Consider the following 12792-nt stretch of genomic DNA (forward strand, 5'->3'; position numbering starts at 1 on the left):
ATCGTGTTTGCTCCCAACGCGCATGTTTCACTGCCGTAATCTATCCTTGCTAAACCGGCTCATCGCCGAGGAGTTCAGCGAGTAGATCGCTGCCCCGCTCTCCCATGCTGCGCAGCAGCGCCTCTATTTTTTCCATGGCCAGCGGCGACGGCCGGGCGCGGCCGTTCTCCCAGCGGTTGATGGTGGGGAATGTCACGCCGAGCCTGGCGGCGAACTTTTCCGGTTAAATATTCAGCGCTGGACATGAAACAGGCGGTTTGGCGGAGAAGGGAAAATACAGCCGGGGATGTCGATGATGACATAACATTATGAAATTACTGCTCTAATAACAACGAAGCCTCGCATCATGGATGCGAGGCTCTATTCGTTAAGCAACCGGTGCAAATAGGGTTGCATTCGTGGCTGGCTCCCCAGCGCGGACTCGAACCACGGACACGGTGGTTAACAGCCACCTGCTCTGCCGACTGAGCTACTGGGGATCGGTTGAAACGAAAGCCTATATAGTGGAAAACCCGGGGCGAAGTCAAGGGAAAAATGCGTTCCCCGGGAAAAATATTCGTGTGCCGATCAGCCCTCCATCTGGATCTTCCTCACCTTGATGGCCAACTCGTCCAGCTGGGCCTTGGCGGGCTCCGACGGGGCGCCGGTCAGGAGGCAGGCGGCCCGCTGGGTCTTGGGGAAGGCGATGACGTCCCGGATGGACTGCTCCCCGCAGAGGAGCATCACCAGGCGGTCGAACCCGAAGGCGATGCCGCCGTGGGGCGGTGCGCCCGAGGCCAGGGCCGAAAGGAGGAACCCGAATTTCTCCTCGTATTCCGCGGACGCCATGCCCAGTGCCTTGAAAATCCGCTGCTGGAGATCGATCTGATGGATGCGGATGCTGCCGCCGCCGATCTCGAAGCCGTTCAGGACGAGATCGTAGGCCCGGGACCGGACGGACAAAGGATCGCTTTCCAGTTTGTCGCAGTCATCCTCCAGGGGCGCCGTGAAGGGGTGGTGGAGGGCCTGGTAGCGTTTTTCCGTCTCGTCGTATTCGAACATGGGAAAATCGGTGACCCAGGTGAAGGCGTAGGTGGCGTCGTCGATGAGGCCGAGCCTCCGGCCCAGGTGGTTCCGCAGGTTGCCCAGGCTGTCGTTGACGATACGGGCGTCGTCGGCGCCGAAAAGGATCAAATCCCCGGGTGCCATATCGAGTCGTTCGATCAAGGCCTGTTTTTCCGCGTCGGTGAAAAACTTGGCGATGGGCGACTGCCATCCGTCAGGCTTCACCTTGATCCAGGCCAGGCCTTTGGCCCGGTAGACGGTGACGAAATCGGCCAGGTCGTCCAGCTCCTTCCGGGTGAAGTCGCCGCCGCCCTTGACGTTGATGGCCTTGACGACGCCGCCGCCCGCTGCCGCCGAAGCGAAGAGCTTGAAGCCGGATCCGGCCACGATGTCCGTAAGGTCCGTCAGCTCCAGGCCGAAACGGATGTCCGGCTTGTCGAGGCCGTAGCGTGAAACCGCCTCGGCGTAGGTGAGCCGCTGGAAAGGGAGTTCAAGATCGCGGTCGAGGATTTCCTTGAACAGGAGGCGGATCATGCCCTCGGAGACGGCCATGATGTCTTCCTCGCCCACGAAGGACATCTCCATGTCGATCTGGGTGAATTCGGGCTGGCGGTCGGCGCGGAGGTCTTCGTCCCGGAAACAGCGGACGATCTGGTAATAGCGGTCGAATCCGGCGATCATGAAGAGTTGCTTGAAGAGCTGCGGCGACTGGGGCAGGGCGTAGAACTGCCCGGGGTTGACCCGGCTCGGGACCAGATAGTCCCGCGCGCCCTCGGGCGTGCTCCGGGTGAGGATGGGCGTTTCCAGATCGAGAAACCCGAGGCCGTTGAGGTAGTTCCGGACAGTGGCCGATGCCCGGTGCCGCGTGATGATGTTCCGCTGGATGCTCGGGCGGCGAAGGTCGATGTGCCGGTGCTTGAGACGGATATTCTCCGACACCTCGATTCGATCTTCGATCATGAAGGGCGGGGTTTCCGCAGCATTGAAGATCTGAAGCTCCCCTGCGGTGACCTCGATCTCCCCGGTGGTGAGATTCGGGTTGATCATGCCCTCCGGACGGGCGTCGACATGCCCCCGGACACCGATGACGTATTCGTTTCTGAGGCCGTGGGCCTTGTCATGCAGGGCGGGGTTTACCTCGGGATTGAACACCACCTGGGTGATCCCCTGTCGATCCCTGAGGTCGATGAAGATGACGCCGCCGTGATCCCGGCGGCGCTGAACCCATCCCATCAGCACGACGCTCTTTCCGATGTCTCCCGCGCTCAACTCGCCGCATTGATGGGTGCGGCGCATATCACCAAGTTTATCCGACACTGAATGGTCTCCTTTCAGATCATGTTTCAAGGGGGCGAATGTGGGCGATGATGGCTTTCACGGTGTTGGCGTCTATGGGGACCGGGGACTGTGCTTTCGTTCGCATGTTCCTCAGTATGGCGGTTCCGGATGCCAGTTCACTCTCTCCGATGATCAGCACGAAGGCGGCGCCGGACCGGTCGGCCTGTTTCATCTGGCTTTTGAGGCTTCGGCCTGCCATGTCCATCTCCGTGTGAACCCCGGCGAGCCCCAGCCGGCACACCCAATCAAAAGCTTTCTCGGCGCAGGTCTCGCCCAGGGCCGCGATAAAGAGTTGCGGCGTTTTTTCGAAATCAGCCTGCCGAAGACCCACGATCTCCACAAGGCGGTCGAACCCGACGGCGAAGCCGATGGCCGGCGTGTCGGGTCCGTCCAGCATTTTGACCAGCCCGTCGTATCGGCCGCCGCCTGCGACGGCGCTCTGAGCGCCCAGTGCCCCGGTCTGAATCTCGAAGGTGGTCCGGGTATAGTAGTCAAGTCCCCGCACCAGCTGCTTGTCGATGACGAAGGGCACGCCCAGTTCATTGAGGGATCCCTGAACCGATGCAAAATGCTTGGCACAGCCGTCGCAGAGGTAGTCGAGAAGGGATGGCGCGTCGGCCATGGCCTCGCGGCAGGCGGGGACTTTGCAGTCCAGAACCCGGAGCGGATTTGTGCTGCTGCGGCGGAGGCAGTCGGCGCAGAGATTCTCCTTCTTGCCGTCTAAAAGCACGGTCAGCGCCTCCCGGAAGGCGGGACGGCATTCAGGGCACCCCAGGGAGTTGATGTGCACCGCCACGTCGGTGACCTTCAGGCGGTCAAGGAGGGTGGTCAGGAGAAAGATCAACTGGGCGTCGATATAAGGGGCGTCGACGCCGATGACCTCGGCGTTGATCTGATAAAACTGGCGGTACCGGCCTTTCTGGGGCCGCTCGCGCCGGAACATGGGGCCGATGGTGTAAAACTTCCGGACCGGATCGGCGGCGTACATCTTGTGCTGTATGTAAGCGCGGACGACCGAGGCGGTGGCTTCGGGACGCAGGGTGATGAGATCCCCCTTACGATCGGGAAAGGTGTACATCTCCTTTTCCACGATGTCCGTGTGTTCGCCGATGCTGCGCGCGAAGAGTTCGGTGCTCTCCATAATGGGGATGCGGATCTCCTTGAATCCGAAGTCCTCGAAAAGTGTGCGGGCGACCCGCTCGATCTCCTGCCAGATCTCCACCTCGCCGGGCAAAATATCCTTAAAACCTCTGATCAGCTGAATCATAACGTTTGGGATTTCCTTAATTAATATTGATTTCTCAAAATTTGCACAAGCTGCTTATATTACAGAGAGAGATCGGATTAGTCAACACCGATGTGGTCGGCGTCGTTGTGAACTTCGCCCGAGGTGGAAGGCCGCAAACCGGTCCAGGGACCGGATGGCGGAGCGGATATCGGTGTATACCGGCAGGCCGTTTTCCGCCAGGATGTTCACGAAATCCTGATAATAGCGGCCTGCGTTCACCGAGACGACCATGGGCTTGGGGGAGGATTTTCCCAGAGCGATCAAGCGGTTGGCCAGGCTGCCGGGCTCACGGCAGTTTTCCGGCAGGGTTTTCAGCGCACCGGTGTGGGGAATGACGGAAACGAAGACACAATCCACATTTTCGTCTGCCAAAACCCGTCGGACAAATTCTCCGTACATGTGATCGTCGGCCATGGGCGTGATGTCCAGAAAGGAGGAGCGGGTGTCGACCAGTCCAGCGCTATCGAGCCGACGCAGCGCCTCGACGGTGGCGGATGAAAGCCCGGCCGGTGTCAGACAGGCCAACTCGTCGGCGCTTACGGCCGACTCGAAACCGGCGTTCACGACCCCGGCCACTCGGTTTCCTGCGGGGCGCTTTCGGGAAAGCAGGGAGAAGATCCTGACGGCATCGTAATGGTCTTCGATATGCTCCACCAGCAAAACCCCTGCCTGGCGGCAGGCCGCCCGGAAGACATCGTAGCTGCCCGACATCGAGGCTGTATGGGATGCGGTGATCCGTGCGCCGGCGTCGGTTTTTCCCGATTTATAAACAATGACGGGCTGGGTGAGATGTTGAACCAGCTCAAAAAAACGCCGCCCTTCTCCCGGATCGAGGCCTTCTATATAAAGTGATATGACTTCGACGCCGGACTTTTTTGAAAAATAAGCGATGAGATCCGGGATGTCGACATCGTATTTGTTGCCGAAACTGACGATTGCCTTGAAGACCCGCGAGCGCTGAAGCTTGTCGATGGCCGTCACTGAAAACGCACCGCTCTGGGTGAGCATGACCGTGTTGCCGGCGTCGGAAAATTCCAGATCGAGTCTTTCCTCCTCGATGAACAGGGTGTTGAGCCCCTGGCTTTCCGGGCCGGGGGCATGGAACACGCCCATGCAGTTGGGGCCGATGACGCGCAGCCTTGGCGGCACCGCCGCGTCCAGCAGGCGGGTGTACGCGGCATAGTCGACCTCCGAAGGGATGCCGGGGATCAGGATGAGGGCCTTTTTGATCCGGTCGTTCATGGTGCGGATGATTTCCGGTGCCAGCCGAGCCGGGGCTGCATACACGGCCAGATCCACGGGATGCGGCAATGCCTCGAGAGAGGGATAGAGGGGGTAATCGACGCTGTCCAGGCGAAGACACCCCCCTTTGGGATTGACGAGGAAAATATCCCGGCGTCCCATGTCGTGGAGCTGCTGTGCGATATTTCGTCCGATGCTGTGTTTTTCCGGGTTGACGGAAACACCGATGACGGCGATGCCCTGGGGATCGAAAAAACCGTCCAGATGGTGGGTGTTGATCCTCGATGCCGGGTATCGCTCGCATTGGAACGTGTGGAATTCAGCAAAGCCGTCTACCGCTACGAATCGGTGATCCCTGGCGAATACAAATGGGTTCACATCCAGGGCTGTAATGATGAATTCGGGCTGCGGATCGGCGATAAAGGAGTAATGGTAGGCCAGAAGGCTCAACTTTCTGGCGGCGTCCGCGAGATAGACGAGGTATTCGGGATGGCCGATCGCTTCGAATTTATACCGGATCTTGAGCGCAGCGATCATTTTGAGGGCCTCATTCCGCGTCAGGGGAGCCAGAGAGAGATTGGCCGGTTCATAATGTCTGGCGAAAAATTCGGCGTCGTCTCCGCCCTTGCTGAGATTCAGCACCGGACCAAAGGCAGGATCGGCTTTGAATCCCAGTAAAACTTCATAGCCCAGGGCCTGGGTGTGTGGAATGTATTCCTCGATAAGGAAACCGCGAATTTCGGGGGAATCCGCGCTGTTGAAATGAGACAGGACCTCGTTTCTCATCTGTTCGAGAACGAACCGAATATAAAGCGGGTCTGAATTCCGCACTGTTTTCACCCCACCCAACTGCTGTTTGTGGGCGATGGACGGCGAGACGACCTTGAGCACCAGGTCGTGGTTGAACCGGCGCAGCAGGGCCTCATCGATCTGATCCGGGGACGCCGCAAAGACGTATTTCGGGGCTGCCAAACCGATGTGACCGAGAATATCGTAGACCTCATGCTCGTACAGGCTGTTACGATGGTCCCCGTCGGCTTTACGGAGCACGGCGTCAACCCGACGGAGCACCTTCCTCGAAAGCTTCGCCCCACCGGTGTGTTCGGAGGGTTTCGTCTGGTTGGGTGTTCCTTGTTTTCGTCGTGATGTCATCATGCAGGCCATCCGTCTGAATTCCAGAAAAATCCCGGCAATCCGGTAAGAATCCCCAAAAAAGATATCATAATGTTACGCCGATGCCGACGACACTGTCAACAATCGCATGCCGAGCGCCATATAAATGCGCACCTTGTATGAAGGCGGTTGAAATCTTCGAAGGAATCGATTATACTGTAATCATTGAAAGGGGCGGCGCTCATACCGGTAAAGGCGTATAAGACCTCTTCACTGACCGGCTTTCTGCGCGGCCTTGGATCCGGTCAGTATTTTAGGGCCGCCCCGGTCCTGGGTGCCATGGCGAACCCAGGCCGGGTTACTCATTTTATGCACTTTCGCCGACCGGAATTCAGAGCGACACATATGACCGGTTAATGGCCTGATCCCTCATACAATCCTTTTTCCCATCTTCACAACCAACCCACACAAACGGATTATCAGGAATCCCGCCGTCGGGGGACGCCCACCAGCATTTCGGCGTAACCGCTTTTTGTTGGACCTTTCAGCAATGATGCATGAGAAGTCCGTTGAAAACCGGGAAGATTTGCCTCATGATTTTCGTCGCGAAAATCTTCATCATGGATCCAAAAGTGATATAGAAGTTTTTGTTTCCAATAAAAATAAACAGGATAGAATCAGATCTGTTTCTATCTTCAGCGTATCGGCCATATTAGAATATATTTTTTTGACAAAACTCATAATAATACTTATAAAATTTAAAAGATCTCCAGGCCGTCGTCGACAATATCTACCATTGTCCGGGTTGTCGAAATCATTTGGAGATTAAGGCGAAACCATAGAAGACATCAATAAAAAGATAAGAATTACAGAGGAACCAATAAATGACAGCCAAGGAAAAAAAAAGTACGGTCCACCTGATCATCGAAACCCTGATGAGCGGGGATCCACTTCGCTCAAAAGATATCACCGACATCATATCGGGGACCTCCGGAAAGGTTGTGAAAGTGCAGGATGTCGCGAGTATGCTCTCCCGAATTACCGATGCGAATAAATGTGAGTTGGGATTTTTTATTCAAAAGAAACGCGATGGGAACCGGTATACCTATCGGGTGGTGGATGAGTTTTTGAACGTGTCGCCGAAACAGGCCTACGGGATGACCCTCAAAACCGGCAAGGGGCGATATTCGTTGGAACAGGCGCTCAGGGATTTTCCCGTTCTGGGCAAATACGTCGCGCCCAAACCGGGGAAGAAGGCCGTCACCGTGAAAACGCGAGGCGGCCGGCCGCGAAAGGACCAGAAGAAGTCTGTCGATAAAAAAAGCATCGGTGTCGGGTCCACCCTGACATTGCGGGAGCTCACCGGCGGCCTTGGCGTGGAAGAAATAAAGGCGCTTGGAGAGTTGATTGACAAGGTCAAGGACATTGCTCTCCTCAAGGATATCAACGTCAACGTCAACCTGACCATCACCGTCGATGGACTTTGGACAAAATAGGTGTCGCTTCGAGATTGAAAAGAGCGTGGGGATGGCCCTTCACATTTTGTGGGCCGTTCTGATGATTCTCCTTGCCTGGTGGACCCTGCCGTCCGCGGCAAGGAGCGAGGTCTATCACCGCACCGACCGGCCGGGGATAACGGTTTTTTCGCCTCCGGCGCTGAATATTGCGGCGGGAGATATCGCCGACCTTTTCCCTCGGCTGGGAGAAGAGTTGGCCGATCGGTTCGGATGGGCCTATACGGGTGAGACGATCGTCTGGCTTTTGGATGATGAAGCGCAGTTTCAGCGCATGATCGGCCGTCCCTTTTTCGCAGCCTTTGTAATGCCGGAAACCGGGGTGATGGTTATCGACAACACCAAAACGCGTATTCATCCGCTGACGCTTGAAACCATCCTCAAGCACGAACTATGCCACCTCCTGTTGCACCAGCATATTTCGGCGCACCATCTGCCAAAATGGCTCGACGAAGGCGTTGCACAGTGGGCCAGCGACGGGATCTCCGAACTGTTGGCACCCGGGTCGGGAGATGCGCTCCGCCGGGCGGTTCTGTCGGGGAAGCTTCCCTCCATGGCAGAGATCAACCACTATTTTATGCTGGACCAGCCGGCGGTTCAACTGGCTTATGAGGCCAGCAGAAGCATCGTCGACTATGTGGTCAGGCGGTACGGCGTTGCAGGACTGCTTAGGGTGCTATCCGAATTGAAAGGCGGCCGTTCTCCTGAAACCTCGATTCCAGCCGCGCTCGGGGTGACCCTCGGCGAAATCGAGGCCGGTTGGCAGGGATCTCTGGAAAAAACCGATATCTGGTGGCGGGTGACGACGGTCTACCTTTATGACCTTCTTTTTTTTGCGGCCGCCGTCATCACCCTTGTGGCATTTGTGCGGGGGATCGTCAGAAAGCGCCGGTATTCAGACGAAGTTGGGGCCGGGACGTCGGACGATGCCGATGAGAACGGTTTTCGTTAAGATTGCGGGCCGTCTTTGGGAGGGATCTTTTTAGCTTGATTCCAGAGCTGTTCTTTCTCTTGGCGCGGAACCGCGTCGATGTCCCTGCCGGTGGCTTCCGCTGTTTGCTCCAGATGATGAAATCGCCGTTCGAATTTCTGAGTGGCGCTGACCAGGGCGGATTCAGGGTGAATTCGAGCAAACCGAGCGACGTTGACAAGGGTGAAGAGGACGTCACCGAATTCCAATGCGATCTGTTCCCGGCGCTGTTCCGAACGGGATGGTTCGACGCCGTTTTTTCCGATCTCGGCCTTGAGTTCGGACCATTCTTCCTCTACCTTGTCCATGACGCCGCCCATATCGTCCCAGTCGAAGCCGGTGCGGGCGGCCCGCTCTGAAATCCGGTAGGCTCGCATCAAGGCAGGCATGTTGCGGGGCACCGAGTCCAGGACGGAACCGGAGCGCCCGTTTTTTTCCTGCTTCTTGATTTCGTGCCATTGCCGGCGAACGGCCTCGGTCTCCGTGATGGTGACGTCGCCGAAGACATGGGGATGGCGCCGAATCATTTTCTCCGCGCTTTTCCGGGCCGCGGCTTCAATGTCGAAAAGCCCTTTTTCTTCGAAAAATTTCGCGATAAAAAGTACCTGAAACAGTACGTCTCCAAGCTCCTCGCAGATATCTTCGGTGTTGCCGGATTCAATGGCCGCAAGCAGTTCATGGGCCTCTTCGATGAGATATACGGCTATGCTTTCGGGGGTCTGCTTCCGGTCCCACGGGCAGCCGTTTTCGCTTCTCAGGGATGCGATGATCCCGTCGAGCCTTTTGATGGGGTTCTGGTCCACGATACGCCTCTGATTTCGGATTAAACGTTCATGTCGGAAAGGGTTATGCGGAAGTTTTCATCATCTGCATCATCTGACGTTGCATTTTCCGGGTGACCGCTTTGCGATCATGATCGTTTTTGAGGCGGTATCCCAACAATTTGCCTGCATCCGCCGCCGCCTGCATCAAAATCGGATCTTTTGAAACGTCGGGAATCATTTCGGGGGTGATCTTGACGTTCTCCCCGTACAGCATGCTGGGAACACCCACTTTGCAGGTTTCACCGTAGCCGCAGGAGTAGCAGGAGGCCGCACCTTGCCCCGAAACCTTTGCGACGGTTTCGATGAAGTTGTACATGAAAAATTTTTCGATATTTTCTGCAGGAAAGCGGCCGTCCATGCCGCCGACGCCCACGGCCACAGCCAGCTTTCCCCAAAGGAGATTCCCCGCCTGGTGTCGGAACTGAAACCAACGCTCAAGGAAGGCATGGGTGCCGGCATTCAGTGTCGAGTAATAGTTGGGTGCCCCGATGACGTATGCGTCCGCGGCGACGATTTCCTCCCGAAGGCTCTCCAGATCGTCCTTGACCTTGCAGACATTGTCCGGGGCGCATCCGAGGCAGGCGATGCAACCGCCGATGGTTTTGCCGCGAAGGGAAATCAGATCATAATCAAGACCGGTGTTTTCGAGGACGGTGGATACGAGCTTATAGGTGCCGGAGACCTTTTCTTTTCGGGGGCTTCCGGAAATACCGAGTATTCTGATTCTCATAGCATTCTCCTTTGTGCTGGGGGTGTGATTGTGGCTTCCACCGCGTTGCCGTCGCGTCACATGGCCGTCATGTCCTTTCGATGATACCGTAAACCGATTCGAGGGCTTCATCCAGTTTTTCGGGCCGGGTGCCGCCCGCCTGCGCCATATCCGGCCGTCCGCCCCCGCCTCCGCCGACAACGGCAGCCGTCTCTTTGACGATGTTTCCTGCATGGAATCGTCCGGTCAGATCCTTTGTGACCACCACGATCAGCATGGCCTTGTCGTTCGCGGCGCCGCCGAGAACGACGATACCGGATTGGAGCTTGTCCTTGAATTTATCCGCCGCGTCCCTGAGAGCGGCAGGGTTGTCGGCTGCAACGCGTTTGGCCAATACCTTGACACCCTTGATTTCCCGGATTTCATCGTCGATCCCCGCCGCGGACATGGTGGCCATTTTCGATTTGAGTTGTTCGACCTCCCGTTCCAGGGCACGGTTTTCCGCCAGGGTCTTTTCGATTCTTTGAACGACGGCGTCCGGTTTGTCTTTGAGAAGGGCCGCGGCATCCCGAAGGGCGGCGGCCATCTTCTGCACGACGGCGACGGCCGTTCGGCCCGACACGGCCTCGATTCTTCGAACCCCTGAGGCGATGCTCGATTCCGAGATGATCTTGAAGCAGCCGATGTCCCCCGTGAGCCGGGTGTGGGTGCCGCCGCAAAGTTCTTTGCTGAAGGCGTCAAGGGAGATGACCCGAACCCGATCACCATACTTCTCCTCGAACAGGGCCATTGCACCGGTTTTAAAGGCCTCCTCGGCCGCCATTTCCACGATGTTCACCGTGGCATTCCGACGAATGTAGTCGTTGACCCGAGCTTCGATCCGATCGAGGGTTTCGGGATCCACTTGAGAAAAATGGGTGAAGTCAAAGCGGAGTCGGTCGGGGGCGACAAGAGAACCCGCCTGCTTGACGTGGTCACCCAGAATTTCCCGCAGGACCGCGTGAAGAATATGGGTGGCCGTATGATTGCAGGCCGTGGCCTGTCGGGCGGCTTTATCCACCGAAAGGCTGACGGTGTCCCCCACGTGGATGTTCCCCTTGACCACCTTGCCTTTGTGGATGATCATCCCGGTGGGGTCTTTGGTCGTATCGGTTACGGTCATCTCGAAGGCCGTCCCGGTGATTTTTCCGATGTCGCCCACCTGTCCACCCGATGCGCCGTAAAACGGCGTTTTCTTTACGACCACTTCGACAGTGTCGCTTTCCCCGGCGGATTCGATCGCTTTTCCGTCCTTGACCAGCAACAGTATGGTGCTGTCGCAGAGAGTGGTTTCGTACCCTATGAATTCAGGGATGATGCCGTCGGCCGACAGTTTTTTGTAGGCGTCGCTGATCTGGGAGAAACTAACCACCGAGCGGGATTTTTCCCGTTGTTCGGCCATCTGTCGGTCAAAAGTCGCCATGTCGAGCGTCATATTGCGATCCCGGACCACATCACGAACGATATCCACCGGGAACCCGAAGGTGTCGTAAAGTTTGAAGATGACGTTCCCTGGAACCTCGGTCTGCTTTTTTTCCGTCATCTCGGCCAGGGTGTCGTTGAGCAGGGCGAGGCCCTTGTCGAGGGTTTCGGAGAAGCGGATTTCTTCGTTTCGGATAACGTTGGTAATAAAGGCCTCCGCTTTGGCGAGTTCAGGATAGGCCGGCTTCATGATGTCAAAAACAACCTTGGCGGTTTCGTGGAGAAAGGGCCGCATCAGGTGCAGGTTGCGACCGTATCGGATCGCTCGGCGCATGATGCGGCGAAGCACGTACCCACGGCCTTCATTGGAGGGCAGGACGCCGTCGCCGATCAGAAACGCCATGGCTCGGCTGTGGTCGGCGATGACCTTCATGGCCACGTCCGTCTCCGCCGATTCGCCCAACCGGCGTCCCGAGAGGCCCTCGGCTTTGCGCATGATGGGCATGATCAGGTCTATGTCATAGTTGGTGGCGGCGTTCTGGATAACAGAGACGATCCGTTCGAGGCCCATGCCGGTATCGATGCTCGGTTTGGGCAGGGGCGTCATGTTGCCGGACTGGTCCCGATTGAACTGCATGAAGACCAGGTTCCAGATCTCCAGATACCGATCGCATTCACACCCCAGGCTACAGTCGGGTCCGCACCCGAATTCAGCGCCTCGGTCGATGTGGATTTCTGAGCATGGACCGCATGGGCCCGTATCGCCCATGGCCCAGAAATTGTCCTTTTCACCGAAACGGACGATTCGGTCTTCAGGGACGCCGACCACGGTCCGCCAGAGGTCGAAGGCTTCGTCATCGTCCAGGTAGATGGAGACCCACAGCTTATCTTCGGGGAGTCCATAACCGTTGGTCAGAAGATCCCATGCGAACTCGATGGCTTTTTCCTTGAAATAGTCGCCGAAGGAAAAATTGCCCAACATCTCGAAAAACGTGTGGTGTCGCGCGGTGTATCCGACGTTTTCCAGATCGTTGTGTTTCCCGCCGGCCCTTACGCATTTCTGGGACGTTGCGGCCCGGACGTATCTGCGTTTTTCCTCCCCGAGAAAGGTGCGCTTGAATTGCACCATTCCCGCATTGGTGAAGAGCAGGGTCGGGTCGTCTTGAGGAATGAGGGACGAACTTCGTACTATCTGATGGTGATGTTTCTGGAAATAATCAAGAAATTTCTGTCGGATTTCGTTGCCTGTCATGGATCTCTCCGTCACAAGATGTTGTCGTCTATACCTA

Annotated in this window: 8 protein-coding genes, 1 tRNA gene and 1 pseudogene; 2 read left to right on the forward strand and 8 right to left on the reverse strand. The window is 56.9% G+C overall.

Features of this window, described 5'->3' with window-relative positions; genetic code table 11:
* Positions 1 to 49: 49 nt before the first annotated feature.
* The 5 genes and pseudogenes from dmul_RS21245 to dmul_RS04840 all read right to left on the reverse strand — a co-directional run.
* Positions 50 to 208 (reverse strand): annotated as a pseudogene (locus dmul_RS21245) (helix-turn-helix domain-containing protein); the annotation flags it as partial.
* A 195-nt stretch (positions 209 to 403) separates the two neighbouring features.
* Positions 404 to 479, reverse strand: a tRNA-Asn gene (locus tag dmul_RS04825).
* Between the two features lie 88 nt (positions 480 to 567).
* Positions 568 to 2361, reverse strand: coding sequence for an aspartate--tRNA ligase (gene aspS, locus dmul_RS04830; protein WP_020876947.1), 1794 nt, complete (start codon positions 2359 to 2361; stop codon positions 568 to 570).
* A 19-nt stretch (positions 2362 to 2380) separates the two neighbouring features.
* Positions 2381 to 3649, reverse strand: a complete 1269-nt coding sequence (gene hisS, locus dmul_RS04835) for a histidine--tRNA ligase (protein WP_020876948.1) — start codon at positions 3647 to 3649, stop codon at positions 2381 to 2383.
* A gap of 81 nt (positions 3650 to 3730) precedes the next feature.
* On the reverse strand, positions 3731 to 6067 hold the full coding sequence (locus tag dmul_RS04840; protein WP_159449714.1) for an acetate--CoA ligase family protein: 2337 nt from the start codon (positions 6065 to 6067) through the stop codon (positions 3731 to 3733).
* A gap of 842 nt (positions 6068 to 6909) precedes the next feature.
* Here dmul_RS04840 and dmul_RS04845 point away from each other — a divergent pair.
* Positions 6910 to 7521: a hypothetical protein gene (locus dmul_RS04845; protein ID WP_020876950.1), complete on the forward strand. Its 612-nt coding sequence runs from the start codon at positions 6910 to 6912 to the stop codon at positions 7519 to 7521.
* A 31-nt stretch (positions 7522 to 7552) separates the two neighbouring features.
* Complete coding sequence (locus tag dmul_RS04850) at positions 7553 to 8491, forward strand: peptidase MA family metallohydrolase (protein WP_020876951.1); 939 nt, start codon at positions 7553 to 7555, stop codon at positions 8489 to 8491.
* Here the strand turns inward: dmul_RS04850 and mazG are convergent.
* The 3 genes from mazG to alaS form a co-directional block, all read right to left on the reverse strand.
* Entirely contained in the window at positions 8488 to 9312 is an 825-nt protein-coding gene (gene mazG, locus dmul_RS04855; RefSeq protein ID WP_020876952.1) for a nucleoside triphosphate pyrophosphohydrolase, read from the reverse strand. The genes dmul_RS04850 and mazG overlap by 4 nt on opposite strands.
* Positions 9313 to 9355: 43 nt before the next feature.
* The gene (locus tag dmul_RS04860; RefSeq protein WP_020876953.1) at positions 9356 to 10063 is read right to left on the reverse strand and encodes a flavodoxin family protein; all 708 of its coding nucleotides are present in this window, start codon (positions 10061 to 10063) and stop codon (positions 9356 to 9358) included.
* A gap of 67 nt (positions 10064 to 10130) precedes the next feature.
* Positions 10131 to 12755, reverse strand: a complete 2625-nt coding sequence (gene alaS, locus dmul_RS04865; protein ID WP_020876954.1) for an alanine--tRNA ligase — start codon at positions 12753 to 12755, stop codon at positions 10131 to 10133.
* Between the last annotated feature and the right edge of the window lie 37 nt (positions 12756 to 12792).

This window comes from Desulfococcus multivorans, from assembly GCF_001854245.1.
GTDB lineage: Bacteria > Desulfobacterota > Desulfobacteria > Desulfobacterales > Desulfococcaceae > Desulfococcus > Desulfococcus multivorans.

What these genes read in the sequence shown, in the direction of transcription:
- dmul_RS04850 (WP_020876951.1), top strand. Translation starts at nt 7,553, where the DNA reads ATGGCCCTTCACATTTTGTGGGCCGTTCTGATGATTCTCCTTGCCTGG.
- dmul_RS04860 (WP_020876953.1), bottom strand. Translation starts at nt 10,063, where the DNA reads ATGAGAATCAGAATACTCGGTATTTCCGGAAGCCCCCGAAAAGAAAAG.
- hisS (WP_020876948.1), bottom strand. Translation starts at nt 3,649, where the DNA reads ATGATTCAGCTGATCAGAGGTTTTAAGGATATTTTGCCCGGCGAGGTG.
- dmul_RS04840 (WP_159449714.1), bottom strand. Translation starts at nt 6,067, where the DNA reads ATGATGACATCACGACGAAAACAAGGAACACCCAACCAGACGAAACCC.
- dmul_RS04845 (WP_020876950.1), top strand. Translation starts at nt 6,910, where the DNA reads ATGACAGCCAAGGAAAAAAAAAGTACGGTCCACCTGATCATCGAAACC.
- alaS (WP_020876954.1), bottom strand. Translation starts at nt 12,755, where the DNA reads ATGACAGGCAACGAAATCCGACAGAAATTTCTTGATTATTTCCAGAAA.